An 18884-nucleotide genomic window follows, 5' to 3' on the forward strand; every position below is an offset into this window, starting at 1 on the left:
AGAACCGAGATTCAAGAGCAAAGACTTTTAGATTTAAATAGTTAACTTATTTTTGAATGAATAAATCATTTTTTGAATTTCGGAAATTTCTTTCAAAAGACTTTCAATTTTTTCAGGTGATAAAAGATTCAGCTCTTTTGTTAAGATGAGTTGCGTTTGTAGTTCAAATGCTGATCCTAACGAAATTCCTAAAAAATGATTAAATTCTTTATTGCTGTTTCTTCCAGAACCTTCTGCTATATTGGATGGAATTGAAATTGCTGCACGTTTCATTTGAGATATTAATCCAAATTTTTCGTCATTGGAAATATCCTGACAAACCAAATAAATTTGCTTCGCCAGTTGTATGGATTTTTGCCAAAACAATAAATTCTCAAAATTGTGCATTCTTAATCGATTTTAAACTTTCGCCTCTTGGTTCTTGGCTCTCGATTCTTGGTTCATTAATTCAACAAACTCATCAAACAAATAATTCGCGTCTTCCGGCCCTGGACTCGCTTCTGGATGGTATTGAACAGAGAAACAAGGATGAATTTTGTGTTTTACACCTTCGTTGGTTCTGTCGTTAAGCGCGATGTGAGTTTCTACTAAATCTGTGTTTTTCAAAGAATCTTGATCAACGGCGTAACCATGATTTTGAGAAGTTATCGCCACCGTATTTTTTTCTAAATCTAAAACTGGATGGTTTCCACCTCTGTGTCCAAATTTTAGTTTAAATGTTTTAGCACCACAAGCCAAAGCGATTAACTGATGTCCTAAACAAATTCCGAAAATTGGAACTTTTCCTAAAATTCCGAGAATCATTTCTAAAGCATTTGGAACATCTTCTGGATCTCCAGGACCGTTAGAAAGCATCACACCATCTGGATCCATCAATAGTATTTCTTCAGCTGTTGTATCCTGAGAAACGACGGTGATATCACAATCTCTTTGAGAAAGCTCTCGGATAATTCCTAATTTAGAACCGAAATCTACTAAAACAACTTTCAAACCTCTTCCTGGAGCGGCGTAAGGTGTTTTTGTAGAAACCATTTCCACTTGGTTGGTCGGGAAATTAGTTCCTTTTAATTCTGAAATTACTGCAGATTCATCAGCATCAGCGTTAACGATTTTCCCTTTTACAACACCTTTGTTACGAAGAATTCTCGTTAGCTTTCTAGTGTCGATTCCAGCGATTCCGCTTAAATTTTTCTTTTGGAAAAATTCATCCAAATCCATTTGCGTTCTGAAATTCGATGGTAAATCGCAAACTTCTTTCACAATTAATCCTTTAATCGCAGGTTCGATACTTTCGTAATCGTCGCGGTTGATGCCGTAATTTCCGATTAAAGGATATGTCATGCACACGATTTGTCCACAATACGATGGGTCAGAAATCAACTCCTGATAACCTGTCATTCCTGTGTTGAAAACCACTTCTCCATCGGTATCCAAATTGGCTCCGAAACCCGTTCCGTGGAATACTTCACCCGATTCTAATATTAATTTCTTTTTCATTTTATTTATTAGATGTTAGATGTTAGACATCAGATTTTAGACTTTATTTGTCTGATATCTGAAATCTTATATCTTATTGTCTTTTATTCAAACTCAAATCCTTTTTGTTCCAAAGCGTCTTTTAAAATTGCCATTCTTGCATAAACGCCGTTTTCCATTTGTTTAAAAATCCTTGAACGCTCGCATTCCACCAAATCTGTATCAATTTCAACACCTCTGTTAATTGGCGCTGGATGCATGATGATGGCGTTTGGTTTCATTAATTTTTCACGTTCTTTGGTTAAACCATATTTTTTGTGATATTCTTCCGACGAAAATCCATGTTTACTTTCATGTCTTTCGTGTTGAATTCTCAACAATATTAACACATCAACTTCTTTTACTAATTCATTAAAAGCTAAAAAAGTTCCGTTAATAATAGCACCTTCATCAAACCATTTTGATGGTCCTGAGAAGTAAACTTTTGCTCCTAGTTTTCGTAAAGCTTCAGCATTAGAGTTGGCTACTCTACTGTGTTTAACATCGCCAACAATCCCAACTTTAAGGCCTTCAAATTTTCCAAATTCTTGAATAATTGTCACCAAATCCAACATACATTGCGATGGATGATTTCCTGTCCCATCGCCTGCGTTGATAATCGGAATGTTGATGTTTTTTAAATCTTCATAAAAGCGATCTTGTTTGTGACGAATCACCACCAAGTTAACGCCCAAACTTTCGATTGTCTTGACAGTGTCGTAAAGACTTTCGCCTTTGTTAACCGAACTATGCGACGCATCAAACGGAACTACTTTAAGTCCCAGCTTTCGCTCTGCGATGTCAAAACTAGTTTTCGTTCTTGTACTATCTTCAAAAAACAAATTCGATACAAAAATATCTTGCTTGGCTTTGAAGCTTTTCCCACCTGCGATTTCCAAGGCATCTTGGATAATCTTGTTAATCTTTTCTTGGCTAAGTTGTGTAATATTAAACATCTTTATTTTGAGTTTTGAGCACAAAAAAAGCGAGGACAACAATCCTCGCTTTTAATTAAAAATATCGAAAAGAGCGCTTACGCCCGGTAAATCTAATGATATCAATAATGCTTTTTTCATTAGCTGCAAAGATAGACTTTTCTATTAATTCTCAAAAATATTTTTTAGACTTTTTAACATTTTTTATCATCTCGTTGTTTTTCTTAACAATTTTTATATTTTTGTTAAAAATCATAAATCATGGATGCTAAAGACAGAATGATTCTAAGTATTCTTCAACAAGATTCTACATTATCAGTGAAAGAAATCTCGGAGAGGATTGGACTTACCTTCACGCCAACTTACGAGCGTATCAAGCAACTCGAAAAACAAAAAGTCATCGATAAATATGTTGCGCTACTTAACCGCGAAAAGCTCGGTCTCAACATCATCGTCTATTGCAACATTCGACTGAAAGAACAATCCAAAAAAGCTTTGGAAGCCTTTGAAGAACACATCGAAAAATTCGATGAAGTGCAAGAAATCACAAGTCTTTCTGGTGAGTACGACTATATGTTAAAAATTATCGCAAAAGACATCAACTCTTACAACGACTTCGCTGTTAATGTCATATCAAATTCGCCGAATATCGGCTTGTATCACAGTTCTATTGTACTGCATGAAGTAAAGAAAACTACTACTTTCAAACTTGACTAAGCCTGAAGTTTCGTAGCAATCTTATGGAATTGGTGCGCAACTTCATCTAAACAAAGATTTCCGATACTGCCTTGGTGGCTGTGTTGGAGATCTTTGATATCGTAATCGAATTCTTGATTTTCGATCGCATTTCCGACACTTACATAAGCATCTCGGAAAGACGCACCAGCTTTTATTTCTTCATTAATCTTCTCAACACTGAAAAGATATTTGTATTTTTCATCTTCTAAAATCCCGTCTTTAACTTGGATGTTTGGAAGTGTATAATTTAAAATTTCTAAACATTCTTTTAAAGAATCGATTGCTGGGAACAAAACTTCTTTTGTCAGCTGCATATCACGATGATAACCTGATGGCAAATTATTAGTCAACAAAATCAACTCATTAGGAAGCGATTGTATACGATTACAACGCGCTCTTACCAACTCGAAAATATCAGGATTTTTCTTGTGTGGCATAATGCTACTTCCTGTCGTAAACTCTTTTGGAAAGCTTATAAAATGAAAGTTTTGGCTTAAATATAAACAAACATCATAACTGAATTTGCTTAAAGTTCCGGCTAAAACTGACAAAGCAGACGCTAACAATTTTTCCGATTTTCCGCGTGTCATTTGTGCATAAACCGAATTATGATTCATGGAAATAAAACCTAATTTGGAAGTTGTACTCGCTCTATCAATCGGAAATGAAGATCCGTAACCTGCCGCTGAACCCAACGGATTTTTGTTAATGATATTCTTAACCGACAACAACAATTCGACATCATCTAAAAGCGATTCTGCATAAGCGCCAAACCACAATCCAAAAGACGAAGGCATCGCAATTTGGAAATGCGTGTAACCAGGTAACAATACTTTCTGATGTTGTTCTGCCAACGAAATTAAGGTTTGGAACAAGGTATCCACCAAAGCAGAAATATTGCGAATTTCTTGTTGCAAATATAATTTGATATCCAACAAAACTTGATCGTTACGTGATCTTGCAGTGTGGATTTTCTTTCCTGTATCGCCTAATTCTTCAATTAAAATCGCTTCAACTTGAGAATGTATATCTTCTGCTGACTTATCGATTTCGAAATTGCCAGCCCTAATGTCATCTAAAATAGATTCTAAAACCGCCAGCATCGCCGTTGATTCTTCATGAGAAATCAAACCCACTTCTGCTAACATTTTGCAGTGCGCCATCGAACCGATGACGTCGTATTTTGCTAAACGGTCATCAAAATCCAAATCCTTACCAACAGTAAATTTGTTGACTAAATCGTCTGTTTTGCATTGGTCTTTCTGCCAAATTTTTTTCATTTTGTTTCTTAAATTAATAGGGTTTTGGTTAATGGTTTGTGGTTGGCTGTTGTCGTTTATTTATGAACAAAATTTTCTCTTTCGTCGAAGTGATAAATCGTAAATATCAACTTGTAAATCACAATATTTCTCGATACGTTTCGCTATTCGAAACGACGAACTTAAAATCGTAAATAAAACTTCGTAAATCTAAAATCAACGTTCCTAAAACCAGTTAGTAGTTGCAGCCCAGCCTGAGCGGAGCTCTTTTTGTTATAGCAATTTCGAGGAATGAGGATTGCAAAACAAAAAAGCGGGAGCGGAGGATGGAAATAGCTGCCCAAATAAAAAAATTATAAAACCTGTTCTAAAATATTGATGTAAATTTCGATTCCATTCTTGATTTCGGCAATGTAAATAAACTCATCTGCCGTATGCGAACGAAGGCTATCGCCCGGCCCCATCTTAACCGAAGTGCACGGAATAATCGCCTGATCGGACGAGGTCGGCGAACCGTAAGTCGTCCTGCCAAGCGCCAAACCAGCCTGTACAAAAGGATGTGCGATTTCGATCTTTGAGGAATTAAGCCTAAACGAACGCGGTGTAAGCGTGGATTTCATTTCGGATTGGATGATGTCGAAAACTTCTTTGTTGCTGTACTCATCGGTCACACGAACATCCAAAGTGAAATTGCATTTCTCAGGTATTACATTGTGCTGCGTCCCAGCGTTAATAACCGTTAGCGTGACTTTGACGTCGCCAAGATATTCGGAAGTTTTCTCGAATTTGTAGTTTAAGATATGTTGCAAATCCGCCATGCATTTCACAATCGCGTTGTCGTCGTTAGGATGCGCCGCATGGGACGCCGTGCCTTGCATTTCGCCATCAATCACCAAAAGTCCTTTTTCGGCAATCGCTAAATTCATTTTTGTAGGTTCGCCAACAATCGCCAATTCTACGTTTGGAAGTTGCGGAAACAAAGCTTCGATACCGTCAACGCCAGAGATTTCTTCCTCTGCAGTTAATGCAATAATCAAGTTGTGAGACAAATTTTCTTTTTCATAAAAATGAAGAAAAACTTGCGACATTGCCACCAAAGACGCTCCTGCATCGTTGCTTCCCAACCCAAAGATTTTTCCGTCTTTTTCGACTGGAATAAAAGGATCCATAGTGTAAGCTTTATTCGGCTTAACGGTGTCGTGGTGGGTATTTAACAAAATTGAAGGTTTGGAAGCATCAAAATTTTTGTTGGTTGCCCAGATATTATTTTTGTAGCGGTTAATCACCACACCTTTCTCTTTAAAAAAACTTTCTATCACCAACGAGACGTCGTACTCTTTCTTGCTAAGTGAAGGCGTCGCGATCATCTTCTTGAGAAGTTTGGTCGCGTTGTCGAGTAGCTCGTCGATTTGGTTAACAGATTTCAGTTCCTTGGTTATCATAAATTATATGTTCTTGTAATTTGGTTTCGTTAATTAAAAAAATTTTTTGTACGCCGTTTTTCTTGGCAAGTAAAGCATTTTCGATTTTGGGGAGAATGCCTTTGTGGATTTTTTTCTCTTCTTTAAGTTTTAAAACATCGTCTTCGGAAAGCGCTTCTATCACTGTTGAATTATCATTAACATCTTCTAAAACGCCATCTTTATCAAAACAAAATAATAATTCGACATCGAATTTTTTTGATAAAGCTTGTGCTAAAACTGAAGCAATAGAATCGGCATTCGTATTAAGTAAATCGCCGTGATGATCGTGCGTAATCGCAGAGAAAACTGGAATTAAATCTAATTTTAGAAACTTACGAATGAGTTTTGAATTCACACTTTTACGATTGACATCACCAACAAATCCGAAATCTATCTCTTCGACACTGCGTTTTTCAGCTTGAATTAAATTGGCATCAGCTCCTGTAAATCCCATTGCATCGCAATCTAAATTCTGAAGTTTTGCAACAATGCCTTTGTTGATTTTGCCAGCATACACCATCGTTGCAATGTCTAAAGTTTGCGCATCGGTTACGCGTCGACCATCGACCATCTGTTGTGGCACATGGAGTTTTTCTGCCAAAGTGCTAGTCAACTTTCCGCCGCCGTGCACCAAGATTCGTTTTCCAGAAATGTTAGAAAATTTATTTAAGAATTGATCCAAAGCCTCATCATCATCGATTAAAGCACCGCCAATTTTTATGATATACAATTTTTCTTTCATTTCGGATTTCTATTTATTGATAGAGATTCCCTTCTTTCTACTCGCCTCACCTAGTCTATCGTGTTTCTGTTTTAAAATTTATTTTAATTCATTTAAGATTTCGCTGAAAACGGTTTGTGCCGAGAAAATTCGGTTTTTTGCTTGTTGATAAATAATCGAATGTTCGCTATCCATCACTTCATCACTCAATTCCAAATTACGTCGTACTGGCAAACAATGCATCACTTTCGCATCATTGGTTGCTTTCAACTTTTCTAAAGTTAATAACCAATCTTCTTTAACCTCGGGCATTGTCGCGTAATCTTCAAAAGATGACCAGTTTTTAACATAGATAAAATCAGCATCTTTTAGCGCTTCATCTTGGTTATGAACAACTGGCGTATCTTTTACAAAATTTGGATCCAAATCGTAGCCTTCAGGATTTGCAATCACCAAATCAACGTCCAAAGCTTGCATCCATTCGGTAAAAGAATTTGCAACTGCATGTGCAATCGGCTTAACGTGTGGCGCCCAAGTTAAAACGACTTTCGGCTTCTTTTCTTGTTTCCAATTTTCGGTAATCGTAATGCAATCCGCAAAACTCTGCAAAGGATGACGCGTCGCCGACTCTAACGAAACGACTGGCACTTTTGCATATTTTTCAAATTGGCTCAAAATACTTTCTGTGGTGTCGTCTTCCTTAGATTTCATCCCTGCAAAACAACGCACTGCAATGATGTCACAGTATTGATTAAGCACTTCGATCGCATCTTTAATATGCTCAACCGTTCCGCCATCCATAACCACGCCATCGTTGTATTCTAGATTCCAAGCTTCTTGCGCAGCATTCAACATTAGAACATTTAAACCCAAATTTTGCGCTGCGATTTGACTGCTTAATCTCGTTCTCAAACTTGAATTAAGAAATACCAAACCTATTGTTTTTCCATTCCCTTTGTTAGGCTCTGCCAAAGGATTTGCTTTAATTTCTAAAGCCTTTTTTATCATAGATTGAAGATCATTAATATCTTCTACACTTGTGAAATTTTTCATTTTTGAAATTTTCGATAATTTTAAACAACAGCCTCCTCCGACGTCATTTAAAATCTATCTTTCATGATGAAGGCTGTTTTAATTTTAATTTAAATTCTGAAGAATATCTCCCAAAGCAGCGATAAAAAGATTCGCTTCTTTTTCGGTGATGTTGAGAGGTGGCAAAATCCTCAGTACATTTTTGTCATTGGCATTTCCTGTGAATACAAAATGCTTTTTTAACAAAGAAGAACGAACTTCGGCACAAGGCTGATCCAACTCGATCCCGATCATCAATCCACGTCGCCTAATGGATTTTATATGTATAAAATTTTTGATTTTATCTTCTATATAAGCGCCAACTTTCTCGGCGTTTTGGATAAGATTTTCATTTTTAATAACGTCAAGAACTGCAATACCAGCGGCGCAAGCTAAATGATTTCCGCCGAAAGTTGTTCCTAAAAGCCCATGGCTCGCTTTGAATTTTGGACTAATTAAAACCCCAGCAATCGGGAAACCATTCCCCATACCTTTTGCGGTGGTGATAAGATCAGGCTTCACATCAAATTCTTGATGCGCAAAGAAATAACCAGCACGTCCATATCCAGACTGCACTTCATCCAAAATCATAACCGCATCATTGCTATCGCACAAACTTCTGATACTATGGATGAAGTGTTCATCTGGCAAGTTAATACCTCCAACACCTTGAATACCCTCAACAATTACGGCACTAATCTCGTTGGTCTTAAATATAGTCTCTAGCGTTTTGACATCGTTCCATGTACATTTGACAAAGTTATCGGAAGCGTTAACTGGCGCAACAATTTTTGGATTGTCCGTCACCGCAACTGCTGCCGAAGTACGACCATGAAACGAGTCTGAAAAATATACAACTTTCTTCTTCCCATTGTGGAAAGATGCTAGTTTTAAAGCATTTTCATTAGCTTCAGCACCAGAGTTACAAAGGAACAAGCTGTAATCTTCGTAACCTGACAACGAACCTAACTTACTTGCCAATTCCACCTGCAAATCATTCTGGACCGAGTTGGAATAAAATGAAATTTTCTCAAATTGATCTTTCAGTTTTGCTTGATAATATGGATGATTGTGCCCAATCGAGATCACCGCATGACCTCCATAAAAATCTAAATATTGTTGTCCTTTGTCATCCCAAACAAAAGCAGCTTTTGCCTTAACTAGATTAATATCAAACAATGGATATACTTCGAATAAATTCATTTTTAATTAAATTTTAAAATGCAATTGCTTTAAGATTAAGACCTAAAGTCTCTTCCCAACCCATTGCTAAATTCATGTTTTGAACCGCTTGTCCTGACGCGCCTTTCAGTAAATTGTCTATCGCCGAATGCACTACAATAAAGCCTTTATTTTGTTCAATTTCGATAACACACTTGTTGGTGTTAACGACTTGCTTCATATCTAATTGCCCATCTGTAATCTGAACAAATTTTGCCTCTTTATAAAAATCTTGAAACAATGTTTTTATTTCTTCTAAACTTTTATCACATTTAATCGTTGAACTTGTGAAAATTCCTCGTGCAAAATCGCCACGCCAAGGCACAAAATTTAAGCTGACGTGATTGGAAGATTTAGAATTTAAATTCATTAAAATCTCTTCTACATGTTGATGTATCAAAGTTTTGTAAGCCGATATATTATCATTTCGCCATGTGAAATGTGTTGTCGATTGTAGCTTTTGACCTGCGCCAGTAGAACCTGTAATCCCAGTTGTGTAAACATCTATCAAAAGTCCCGCTTCCGCCAAAGGCAATAGCGCCAACTGAATGGCCGTTGCAAAACATCCAGGATTGGCTATACTTTTCGTTGATTGGATTTGGGTTTTGTTGATTTCTGGAAGTCCATAGATAAATTTTCTATCATTAAAATATGCTTCTAAACGAAAATCGTTTCCTAAGTCAATAATTAAAGTCTCAGCGTCAATCGCATTTTGAGTCAGCCAATTTTGGCTTTCTTTATGTGGAAGACACAAAAATAAAATATCAACTTTTTGAAAGTCACTCGTTAAAACAACATCGCAAATCCCCGCTAAATCTGGATATAAATCAGATATTTTAACACCTGAATTTGAACGACTGAAAAGACAAGTCATTTCAACTTCTGGGTGAAAGGCCAAAAGACGAATCAACTCACTTCCCGCGTATCCGTTAGCTCCGATGATGCCGACAGATTTCATTAGCTTTTATTAATTTGGTGATAAATCGTTAGAGCATTGCTCAATACCTTAGTAAATCCTTTAACATCATCTCCCGTCCAAGCTCGATTTGCTTCGCCATAACTTCCGAATTTATCGGACATTAGATCGTTTTCTGACTCAATTCCGTTTAACACAAATCTGTAAGGATAAAGCGTTATAAATACTTTTCCGTTAACCGTCTTTTGAGAATCATTAAGGAAAGCTTCGATATTTCTCATCACAGGATCTAGGAAAAGTGCCTCGTGAAGCCAGTTTCCGTACCAATCTGACAGTTGAGATTTGATGGTCTGTTGGTATTTAGAAAGCGTATGTTTTTCTAAAAGATGATGCGCCTTAATCGTCAACAATGCCGCCGCAGCTTCGAAACCAACACGACCTTTAATCCCAACAATTGTATCGCCAACATGGATGTCGCGACCAATGCCATAAGGACTTGCCAGAGATTCGATCTTCTGGATTGCAAATACCGAATGTGCAAAAGTTTCGTCATTAACAGCAACAACTTCACCGTTTTTGAATTCAATTTTTAGTTCCGTAGAGTCTTGTTTTTCAACTTGTGACGGAAACGCATCTTCGGGAAGACTATGACGAGATTTTAAAGTTTCTTTACCACCAACAGAAGTACCCCAAAGTCCTTTATTAATAGAATATTGCGCCTTTTCGAAATCGATATCAAAACCGTGATTTTTCAAAAACCGAATTTCCTCTTCTCTCGACAATGACATATCTCGAATCGGTGTGATAATCTCCATCTCTGGACACATCACTTGGAAAATCAAATCAAATCGAACTTGATCATTTCCCGCTCCTGTGCTGCCATGCGCAATCGCTGAGGCTCCAATTTCCTTAGCATATTTCGCAATATTTTGTGCCTGAATCGTTCTTTCCGCACTTACAGAAAGCGGATATGTATTATTTTTAAGAACATTACCGAAAATCAAATATTTAACACAGTCGTTATAATATTCTTTTTCAGCATTTATCAATATGTAAGTTGCAACGCCTAACTTCTCAGCACGAGATTTTAACTCAACCTCATCAGCTTCATTGAAACCACCTGTATTAACCGTCACCGCATGAACTTCGTAACCCAAAGTCTCGCTTAAATATTTTGCACAGTAAGAAGTGTCAAGTCCTCCACTAAACGCCAACACTACACGTTTCTTCATCTTTTGTATTTTTTGTATAATTAGAATTAAAAAGTTTTTTCTCCTTGCTTGGCGTGTACAACATCGCTGTACATAAGCAATTTTCTCTATTTTTACTCCTTAACACATCATAATTAACACAACTTTTGCAACCTTCCCAAAAATTTTCGTCTTTTGTAATTTCGGAATAGGTCACCGGCTGATAACCCAGATCGTTGTTAATCTTCATCACCGCAAGTCCTGTTGTTAAACTAAAAATTTTAGCTTCTGGAAATTTGCTGCGTGATAATTCGAAAACTTTAGCCTTCATCATTTTCGCCACACCTCTTTTCCTAAAATCAGGAGATACAATCATCCCAGAATTCGCTACAAATTCGCCATCACTCCATGCCGACACATAGCAAAATCCTGCCCAGCGACCATCTTCTTCGATCGCTAAAACCGCACTTCCTTCCAGCATTTTTTGACGCAAAAACTCTACAGTTCTTTGCGCAATGCCCGTTCCTCTAACCTTGGCCGAGTCCGCCATCTCATGCTTGATTTCCTCTGCATAATGCAAATGTTTTCCTGAGGAAATTTCTATTTTCATTAACTTATATCTTATTAAAGCTGCAAATATAAATTATAATCTCTTTCAAAAACAACTTATTTAGATATTTTTTGTTTATTAAATTTTTATTAAAGATATTTTATCTATTTAATCTTAAAACATATTTTTGCTAAATTATTATATATTTGCTAAAATAATATAGTTATATGAAGTCTTGCCCAAAATGTAATCAAAACAATGTCGTAAAAAGTGGAATAATTAACGACAAACAACGTTTTCTGTGTAAAGATTGCAACTATTATTTCACGGTTAAAAAACTAGGAAAACAGATCGACGATTATTACGTAACAAAGGCATTACAGCTGTATTTGGAAGGATTAAGTTTCCGCGAGATCGAGAGAATTATTGGTGTATCACACGTTACAATCAGCTCGTGGATAAAGAAATACAACATCACAAGACCACCTCACTCCGACTTTCACCCAGTGTATAAAATATTGAAACAAAATGAGTTAATTGAATATCTTTCGCAAGAAAATAATATCAAAAACTCGGGTTTAATTATTACTGAATTTGCAGACAAATACATGCTCATTAAATGGGAAAGATTCAAGAAATAGGTAAAAATATTTGTTTAAAAAATTCACTAAAATATAGTCTTAGCAAAAATATATATTAAATTTTCGTAAACGAATTATTAATTACAATTTGGCAACACCAAATTACACATCAAATAATTAATAATTCATGAAAAATATAATAAAATCATTAACGATATTATCAATATCATTAATACTTTCACAAACAAAAGCACAAGACAGCATTAGCACTTCTGACCTTCTCAAACGCATCGAAAGCTTAGAAGCAGAAAAAAATAAAATCAAAGAATGGGAAGTTTCGACTTATGGTTGGGTAAGGACGGAATATAATTTTGACAGTCGACAGTCTGCCTACTCTCGAGAATATAATCTCAACCTTTATCCTCTGGATGAAAAACTAGATGCTAACGGCAACGATATCAATAGCGCTGCGGCCAGCAATTTTTTATCCATCACCACTAGAGTCGGCCTCAACATAAAAGGGCCAAATGTTTGGGGCGCAAAAGCAAGTGGAAAAATTGAAGCTGACTTTTTTGGAAATACTGAAATCAATAAATCTTCGGCAGGAAGTGGAAGCATCGGGCTTCTAAGATTGCGACACGCTTACGCTACTTTGGCTTGGCCAAAAACGAGTCTAACATTTGGACAAACTTGGTATCCTTCTTTTATCCCAGAAGTTTATCCAGGTGTTGCGAATTTTAATACAGGTATTCTATTCAATCCTTTTGGATGGGCAGGTCAAATAAAACTTACTCAAAAATTAACAGATGACTTATCTTTTACCGCTGTTGCTTATAAAGATCGGGAATTCCAGACGGCTAATGCCACGGGCGCTTTTACAAATAGCGCAACAATTAATTCGATGATGCCAACGTTCCACGGACAACTTCAATATAAACATAAAAATATTATCGCTGGTATCGCAGCAGAGTTTCAATCATTAAAACCTGTTATCGAAAGTAACAATCTGGTCTCAACCGAGAAACTAAACGCTGCTGCTTATTTAGCTTACTTCAAATATTCTGATTCTAAATTCTCCGCTAAACTTTATGGGATAACTGGTGGAAATCTTCATCATCTTGTTATGATTGGAGGCTTTGCTGGTTACGAGCAAGCCAATGGTCAAGAAAGCTACAAGCCTACAAAAACATCATCTTTCTGGCTTGACCTTGCAAGTAATAATGAAAAAATAGCACCCGGAATTTTCTTTGGATATACCAAAAACTCTGGCGTAGACGAGGGATACAAAAACCTTTACATGCGAGGTATCTCAGGAACTAGACTTCTAGATAACGTATGGCGCGCTTCTGTCCGCCTAGAATTTAAACAAAACAAATTTAACATCGCACCAGAACTAGAATATACAGCCGCAAAATATGGTGACACACAAAATGATGCAACAGCTGGCGGAAGAATAACAAATGTCGGCAACTTCCGAGCTATGCTTCGTGTGATGTACTCATTTTAATACTATTTAAAAAAAATACTAAATCCAAAATCAAACTAATATGAGCGAACTACAACAAGATTCTTACGAAAACATGAGTGAGAAGCAAAAAAACAAAACGATCTGGAGCGTTATTACAGCTTCCTCATTAGGGACTTTAATAGAATGGTATGATTTCTACATTTTTGGAAGTCTTGCCGTGGTGCTGTCCACAAAATTCTTCCCAGCAGATAATCCTACAGCGGCGTTTCTTTCGACCTTAGCAACTTTTGCGGCCGGATTTGTCGTAAGACCTTTCGGTGCATTATTCTTTGGACGATTAGGCGATATGATTGGCAGAAAATATACGTTTCTGGTGACTTTACTTATCATGGGATTTTCAACATTTCTTATTGGTTGTATTCCATCTTATGAAACCATAGGTTTTATGGCACCTGTATTAGTTTTAATCCTGAGACTTTTACAAGGTTTAGCACTTGGTGGCGAATATGGTGGCGCCGCAACTTATGTTGCAGAATATGCACAACCGCATCGTCGTGGTTATTGGACATCATGGATCCAGACTACTGCAACGGTTGGACTTTTCATTTCATTAATTGTTATTTTAATTACAAAAACAACGCTTTCTCATGATGATTTTGATACTTGGGGATGGCGAGTTCCTTTTTGGATTTCAATATTAATGGTTGGTGTTTCTTACATCATTCGTAAAAACATGAAGGAGTCTCCACTTTTTGCTAAAGCTAAAAAAGAAGGAAAAACATCAACTAACCCACTTAAAGAATCTTTCGGAAATCGTTATAATTTCAAATTTGTCTTGTTAGCATTATTCGGTGCTGTTATGGGACAAGGTGTTGTCTGGTATACTGGGCAATTCTACGCTATGAGTTTCATCCAAAAAGTAATGAATGTTGACTCGGCACAAGTTGACTCGTTAATGGCGATTGCATTACTACTTGGTACACCGTTATTTGTTTTGTTCGGATGGTTATCGGATAAAGTTGGACGAAAACCGATTATGTTAATCGGGATGTTAATTGCGGTACTTTCTTACAGACCAATCTATGATAAGATGTTTAAATCCGTTAATCTCGAAGGAAAAGTAGTTGCTACAAATGGTATTAAAGAATCTCGAACTTCCAAAATCCATGACAAAATTGCTGGCGACAGTATTATAACTTATCATAAAGAAACCAATTATACCGACGGTTTTAAAGTTAAAAAAGACAGTGTCGTGCATTGGTCTTCTTTAGCAACGCCTGTCTTAAAAGATAACAAACCTGAAGTTGCGACTGTTAACACAACAATTTCAATAAATGATGATACTAAGTGGCTGCTCATATTTTTGGTTTTTATCCAAGTTGTCTTTGTAACAATGGTTTATGGTCCTGTAGCAGCATTTTTGGTTGAGATGTTCCCGATCCGAATTCGTTACACCTCCATGTCTTTACCATATCATATCGGAAACGGAATTTTCGGAGGACTTTTGCCCGCAGTTGCAACTTATCTGGTTACAGCTGGTAAAGAAGCTGGACACGCACAATGGTATCTAGAAGGTCTTTGGTATCCTATTATTGTAGCGTCTGTCTGTTTAGTAATTGGTCTTATCTATTTAAAAAATAAAAATAACATCAAAGATTAGGTTTGAAATCACAAATCAAACTCAAAAATTCTTAACTTTAAAACAATCATTATTATGGATGGATTAAAAAAAATATTAGGCATCGTTTGGATACTTTTAGCTTTAGTTGTCGGTTATTTCGGGATTACAGAAATGGGGATTCCAAAATTAACATCAGGCAAACAAGAAGATTTGGTATTTGGGATTATTATCTTATTTATTTTAATGCCAATTATATCTGGTGGATTAGCAGTTTTTGGATATTATGCTCTATCGGGCGACTATTCGAAAGACAAAATGTAATATTCATTTCCTTTGAAAACCACGCAAAGATTTTGGTCTTTGTGTGGTTTCTATAAAAATATGAAAAAACGACACGAACAGAAATTAGTTTTACTTAGTTTCGCTTTACTTCTCTTGTTTAGCGCACCAATCATATTGCTTTTCAATTCTTCGAACAAGCTTTTTGGGCTTCCTGAAATATACACTTACCTATTTGGCGTTTGGATTTTTTCGATAATATTTTCATTAGTTGTTATAAAAAAGTACGATGAATAGTCTTGTTCTGTTTGCAGTTGTTATCGTCTATTTGGCTTTGCTTTTTTTCGTGGCGCATCATGCCGAGAAAAAGAAAAGTAAAATATGGGTTAACAATCCCTACATCTACTCACTATCTATCGCTGTATATTGTACGGCTTGGACTTATTATGGCAGTATAGGTGTAGCCGTTAATCAGGGTTTACAATATCTAGCGATCTATATTGGACCCGTTATCATCATCCCAGCTTGGATTTTTATAAATTCTAAAATTATTCGTATTGCAAAAGTCAACAAAATAAGCAGTATAGCAGATTTCATTTCATTAAGATATGGGAACCGCCGTGGCTTGGGTGCGTTGATAACCTTGGTATGTATCTTTGCAATTATCCCTTACATAGGACTTCAGATTAAAGCAATTTCAGAAACCTTTCATCTACTAACTGATACACCGACTTCAAAAAACATATTAACAGATAATGCAACCTATGTCGTTATCATGATTGCAATGTTCGCAGGATATTACGGAACACGATATGTTGACGCCTCCGAAAAGCGTCTTGGCATCATCGCTGCTGTTGCTTTAGAAAGTCTATTAAAACTCATTTTCCTCGTACTGTTAGGCGTTTTTGTGACTTACTTTGTCTACAATGGTTACAGCGACATCTATGACCAAGCTTCCAAAATTGCAGATTTTAATGCTAAAAATACGTTCAACGGACTTGGCGGAAGTTTTAATTGGCTGATTATGTGCTTACTATCAATATCTGCTTTTTTCCTTTTGCCGAGACAATTCCATACAAGTATCGTTGAAAACAGACAAGAAAAACATCTGAAAACCGCACTTTGGTTTCTTCCATTATATCTTTTGGTTTTTAATCTTTTTGTATTTCCAATTGCGTGGGGCGGCCGCGTTTTATTTGATGGACAAGCGGTTAATCCAGAATTTTATTCTATTTTAATCCCATTACATTTTGGGAAAGAATGGATTAGTGTATTGGTATTTTTAGGAGGATTAAGTTCGTCCATTTCGATGATTATTATCTCTGCGCTTAGCTTGTCGATTATGCTTTCTAACAATCTTATTATACCTTTTGGTTGGATCGGAAAATTTAAAGAAAACCAAGCTTCAGAAAATACGCGAAGCATAACCAATATTAGAAAAGTTAGTATTTTTATTCTTGTTGTTATATCTTTTATTTTCTACAGATATTTCATTTTGGATAATTCATTATTTTCGGTAGGTCTTATCTCCTTTGTATTAATTGCACAATTGGCACCAGCATTTTTTGGTGCGATATTCTGGAAAAGAGGAAGTTCGAAAGCCGTAATTATTGGACTAATTGCAGGTCTTATAATTTGTTATTTTGGGTTAATCTTACCACAATACTACTTTTCTTACAACCACGAGTTCAAAGGTTTTTTAAGAGAGCTTTACAACACTTTTGCAATATTCAACATTCCTTATTTTGATAGGATAAGTCAAATTTTCTTTTGGTCCCTTTTGGTTAATACTGGACTTTTCACTTTTATTTCGGTAAGTCTTAAAGGTGATTATAGAGAACGAAACTTCGCCGAACTTTATGTGGACATCGACAAGTATATCCAAAATCATGAAAATGCTTTTATATGGCGCGGAACCGCTTATGTTTCTGACATCAAAAATATTTTAGTAAGATTTTTAGGTATTCAAAAAACGGAACAAGCTTTCCGTGTTTTTAATCTTAAATATAATATTAATAACCAAGTAGAAACGGCTGATTCTCGTTTTATTAAATTTTCTGAAAACCTTCTGGCTGGTCGAATTGGGACCGCTTCTGCAAAAATCTTGATCGAAGGTGTGACCAAAGAAGATAAAATTTCGTTACCTGAAGTTCTTAACATTCTTGAGGAATCAAAAGAAAATATTATCACCAACAAAAAACTTACTGAAAAATCAAATGAGTTAAAATCGCTTTCAGAAAAACTACAAATTGCGAACGAGCATCTTATCATTAAAGACAAGCAGAAGGACGATTTTTTGGATAGTGTTGCACATGAATTGCGAACGCCGATAACTGCCATTCGTGCTGCTGGCGAAATCCTCGCCGATGATGATGATATGCCTTCCGAAATTAAAAAAGAATTTCTCAATAACATTATTACAGAGTCTGACAGACTTAGCGAAATCATCAACGATATTTTGTATCTTGATAAACTGGAACACGGCAAAACACCTTTGAATATTGGCTTTAACAACATAATCGAAACTTATCAAAAAGCAGTAAAACCTTTGTTACATTTAATAAACAGTAACGATATCCATTTGAGTTTGGTGAATCTTTTGTCTGTCGAAAACTTCCATTACGACGAAGCGAGAATGATACAGGTTTTTCAAAATATTTATGGCAACGCACTAAAATTCATCGAAGAACAAGGGATGATACAAACTAAATTTTTAATACAAAACGATAATCTCAACATTAAGATATTTAACACTGGAAAACATATTCCAGAAACCGATTTGGATTCGATATTTGACAAATTTTATCAATCCAATAATCAAAATATTATCAAACCAATTGGCAGCGGACTTGGGCTTGCCATTTGCAAAAATATAATGCTGGCGCATGGTGGCAACATCTATGCAGAAAATAGTGGTCTAGGCGTTACTTTTAACATCAACCTTCCCACCAATCAACAACACGAAAACATAAAAGAGGAATTATGAAAACGATTTTGATAGCCGATGACGAACACAAGATTTTGATGTCGTTAGAATATAGTTTTAGGAAAAATGGATACAATGTCTACATTGCCAGAGACGGTTCCGAAGTTTTAGAAATCTTGAATACGCTGACACCGGACTTCATTCTGCTAGATATTATGATGCCCAAATTGGATGGTTATTCTACTTTAGAAGAAATAAAAAAACAAGATAAACTGAAAAACACTAAAGTCGCTTTCGTATCCGCTAAAAACAATCCTGAAGACATTCAAAAAGCTTATGATTTAGGAGCAGATGCTTATTTTACAAAACCATATTCGGTTAAACAAATTATCCAACAAATCGACGAGTTAATCGACAAGAATCACTAACT

18 protein-coding genes are annotated in these 18884 nt (G+C 36.1%); 7 read left to right on the top strand and 11 right to left on the bottom strand.

The genetic code is table 11. The features are described 5' to 3' along the window. Nucleotides 1-33: 33 nt before the first annotated feature. The 3 genes from AC23MB_RS04655 to AC23MB_RS04665 form a co-directional block, all read right to left on the bottom strand. Entirely contained in the window at nt 34-387 is a 354-nt protein-coding gene (locus tag AC23MB_RS04655) for a four helix bundle protein (RefSeq protein WP_312324110.1), read from the bottom strand. A gap of 12 nt (nt 388-399) precedes the next feature. Beyond that, nucleotides 400-1497, bottom strand: a complete 1098-nt coding sequence (locus AC23MB_RS04660) for a carbamoyl phosphate synthase small subunit (RefSeq protein ID WP_487786641.1) — start codon at nt 1495-1497, stop codon at nt 400-402. An 83-nt stretch (nt 1498-1580) separates the two neighbouring features. Further along, a complete protein-coding gene (locus AC23MB_RS04665; protein ID WP_312324056.1) occupies nt 1581-2471 on the bottom strand; it encodes an aspartate carbamoyltransferase catalytic subunit in 891 nt (296 codons plus the stop codon). Nucleotides 2472-2711: 240 nt separating this feature from the next. Here AC23MB_RS04665 and AC23MB_RS04670 point away from each other — a divergent pair, with 240 nt between their 5' ends. After that, nucleotides 2712-3167 carry an Lrp/AsnC family transcriptional regulator gene (locus tag AC23MB_RS04670; protein WP_313027815.1) on the top strand — a complete coding sequence of 152 codons (456 nt, stop codon included), beginning with the start codon at nt 2712-2714 and terminating at the stop codon, nt 3165-3167. Here AC23MB_RS04670 and argH read toward each other — a convergent pair. From argH to AC23MB_RS04710, 8 genes are all read right to left on the bottom strand, one after another. Next, nucleotides 3164-4468, bottom strand: coding sequence for an argininosuccinate lyase (gene argH, locus AC23MB_RS04675; RefSeq protein WP_312324058.1), 1305 nt, complete (start codon nt 4466-4468; stop codon nt 3164-3166). The two genes, AC23MB_RS04670 and argH, sit on opposite strands and share 4 nt — an antisense overlap. A 332-nt stretch (nt 4469-4800) precedes the next feature. Continuing rightward, entirely contained in the window at nt 4801-5889 is a 1089-nt protein-coding gene (locus AC23MB_RS04680; protein ID WP_487786642.1) for a M20 family metallo-hydrolase, read from the bottom strand. Next, on the bottom strand, nt 5861-6652 hold the full coding sequence (gene argB / locus AC23MB_RS04685; RefSeq protein ID WP_487786643.1) for an acetylglutamate kinase: 792 nt from the start codon (nt 6650-6652) through the stop codon (nt 5861-5863). Before argB ends, AC23MB_RS04680 begins: the two co-directional genes overlap by 29 nt. 78 nt (nt 6653-6730) lie before the next feature. Further along, the gene (locus AC23MB_RS04690) at nt 6731-7684 is read right to left on the bottom strand and encodes a Rossmann-fold NAD(P)-binding domain-containing protein (RefSeq protein WP_487786644.1); all 954 of its coding nucleotides are present in this window, start codon (nt 7682-7684) and stop codon (nt 6731-6733) included. An 84-nt stretch (nt 7685-7768) separates the two neighbouring features. Next, nucleotides 7769-8905 carry an aspartate aminotransferase family protein gene (locus tag AC23MB_RS04695; protein WP_487786645.1) on the bottom strand — a complete coding sequence of 379 codons (1137 nt, stop codon included), beginning with the start codon at nt 8903-8905 and terminating at the stop codon, nt 7769-7771. 13 nt (nt 8906-8918) lie between these two features. Then, nucleotides 8919-9881: an N-acetyl-gamma-glutamyl-phosphate reductase gene (gene argC, locus AC23MB_RS04700; protein ID WP_487786646.1), complete on the bottom strand. Its 963-nt coding sequence runs from the start codon at nt 9879-9881 to the stop codon at nt 8919-8921. Continuing rightward, nucleotides 9881-11071 (bottom strand): argininosuccinate synthase, encoded by a 1191-nt coding sequence (locus tag AC23MB_RS04705; RefSeq protein WP_487786647.1) that lies wholly within the window; start codon nt 11069-11071, stop codon nt 9881-9883. Before AC23MB_RS04705 ends, argC begins: the two co-directional genes overlap by 1 nt. Continuing rightward, a complete protein-coding gene (locus AC23MB_RS04710; protein WP_487786648.1) occupies nt 11043-11639 on the bottom strand; it encodes an N-acetyltransferase family protein in 597 nt (198 codons plus the stop codon). The genes AC23MB_RS04705 and AC23MB_RS04710 overlap by 29 nt, the downstream gene beginning before the upstream one ends. A 167-nt stretch (nt 11640-11806) precedes the next feature. On the opposite strand from AC23MB_RS04710, the gene AC23MB_RS04715 reads away from it, so the two are divergent. The 6 genes from AC23MB_RS04715 (at nt 11807) to AC23MB_RS04740 (ending at nt 18882) form a co-directional block, all read left to right on the top strand. After that, nucleotides 11807-12220: an IS1/IS1595 family N-terminal zinc-binding domain-containing protein gene (locus AC23MB_RS04715; protein ID WP_079666268.1), complete on the top strand. Its 414-nt coding sequence runs from the start codon at nt 11807-11809 to the stop codon at nt 12218-12220. A gap of 127 nt (nt 12221-12347) precedes the next feature. Beyond that, nucleotides 12348-13667: a hypothetical protein gene (locus AC23MB_RS04720; RefSeq protein ID WP_374330940.1), complete on the top strand. Its 1320-nt coding sequence runs from the start codon at nt 12348-12350 to the stop codon at nt 13665-13667. A gap of 40 nt (nt 13668-13707) precedes the next feature. Continuing rightward, nucleotides 13708-15288, top strand: coding sequence for an MFS transporter (locus AC23MB_RS04725; RefSeq protein WP_313027803.1), 1581 nt, complete (start codon nt 13708-13710; stop codon nt 15286-15288). Between the two features lie 54 nt (nt 15289-15342). After that, complete coding sequence (locus tag AC23MB_RS04730; protein ID WP_312323249.1) at nt 15343-15570, top strand: DUF6814 family protein; 228 nt, start codon at nt 15343-15345, stop codon at nt 15568-15570. A gap of 247 nt (nt 15571-15817) precedes the next feature. After that, nucleotides 15818-18514, top strand: a complete 2697-nt coding sequence (locus tag AC23MB_RS04735; RefSeq protein ID WP_312323250.1) for an ATP-binding protein — start codon at nt 15818-15820, stop codon at nt 18512-18514. Beyond that, nucleotides 18511-18882, top strand: a complete 372-nt coding sequence (locus tag AC23MB_RS04740) for a response regulator transcription factor (protein WP_487786649.1) — start codon at nt 18511-18513, stop codon at nt 18880-18882. The genes AC23MB_RS04735 and AC23MB_RS04740 overlap by 4 nt, the downstream gene beginning before the upstream one ends. The last annotated feature ends 2 nt before the right edge of the window (nt 18883-18884 follow it).

Source organism: Soonwooa sp. T0.1_25 (genome assembly GCF_057652215.1).

What these genes read in the sequence shown, in the direction of transcription:
- AC23MB_RS04655 (WP_312324110.1), bottom strand. Translation starts at nt 387, where the DNA reads ATGCACAATTTTGAGAATTTATTGTTTTGGCAAAAATCCATACAACTG.
- AC23MB_RS04660 (WP_487786641.1), bottom strand. Translation starts at nt 1,497, where the DNA reads ATGAAAAAGAAATTAATATTAGAATCGGGTGAAGTATTCCACGGAACG.
- AC23MB_RS04665 (WP_312324056.1), bottom strand. Translation starts at nt 2,471, where the DNA reads ATGTTTAATATTACACAACTTAGCCAAGAAAAGATTAACAAGATTATC.
- AC23MB_RS04670 (WP_313027815.1), top strand. Translation starts at nt 2,712, where the DNA reads ATGGATGCTAAAGACAGAATGATTCTAAGTATTCTTCAACAAGATTCT.
- argH (WP_312324058.1), bottom strand. Translation starts at nt 4,468, where the DNA reads ATGAAAAAAATTTGGCAGAAAGACCAATGCAAAACAGACGATTTAGTC.
- AC23MB_RS04680 (WP_487786642.1), bottom strand. Translation starts at nt 5,889, where the DNA reads ATGATAACCAAGGAACTGAAATCTGTTAACCAAATCGACGAGCTACTC.
- argB (WP_487786643.1), bottom strand. Translation starts at nt 6,652, where the DNA reads ATGAAAGAAAAATTGTATATCATAAAAATTGGCGGTGCTTTAATCGAT.
- AC23MB_RS04690 (WP_487786644.1), bottom strand. Translation starts at nt 7,684, where the DNA reads ATGAAAAATTTCACAAGTGTAGAAGATATTAATGATCTTCAATCTATG.
- AC23MB_RS04695 (WP_487786645.1), bottom strand. Translation starts at nt 8,905, where the DNA reads ATGAATTTATTCGAAGTATATCCATTGTTTGATATTAATCTAGTTAAG.
- argC (WP_487786646.1), bottom strand. Translation starts at nt 9,881, where the DNA reads ATGAAATCTGTCGGCATCATCGGAGCTAACGGATACGCGGGAAGTGAG.
- AC23MB_RS04705 (WP_487786647.1), bottom strand. Translation starts at nt 11,071, where the DNA reads ATGAAGAAACGTGTAGTGTTGGCGTTTAGTGGAGGACTTGACACTTCT.
- AC23MB_RS04710 (WP_487786648.1), bottom strand. Translation starts at nt 11,639, where the DNA reads ATGAAAATAGAAATTTCCTCAGGAAAACATTTGCATTATGCAGAGGAA.
- AC23MB_RS04715 (WP_079666268.1), top strand. Translation starts at nt 11,807, where the DNA reads ATGAAGTCTTGCCCAAAATGTAATCAAAACAATGTCGTAAAAAGTGGA.
- AC23MB_RS04720 (WP_374330940.1), top strand. Translation starts at nt 12,348, where the DNA reads ATGAAAAATATAATAAAATCATTAACGATATTATCAATATCATTAATA.
- AC23MB_RS04725 (WP_313027803.1), top strand. Translation starts at nt 13,708, where the DNA reads ATGAGCGAACTACAACAAGATTCTTACGAAAACATGAGTGAGAAGCAA.
- AC23MB_RS04730 (WP_312323249.1), top strand. Translation starts at nt 15,343, where the DNA reads ATGGATGGATTAAAAAAAATATTAGGCATCGTTTGGATACTTTTAGCT.
- AC23MB_RS04735 (WP_312323250.1), top strand. Translation starts at nt 15,818, where the DNA reads ATGAATAGTCTTGTTCTGTTTGCAGTTGTTATCGTCTATTTGGCTTTG.
- AC23MB_RS04740 (WP_487786649.1), top strand. Translation starts at nt 18,511, where the DNA reads ATGAAAACGATTTTGATAGCCGATGACGAACACAAGATTTTGATGTCG.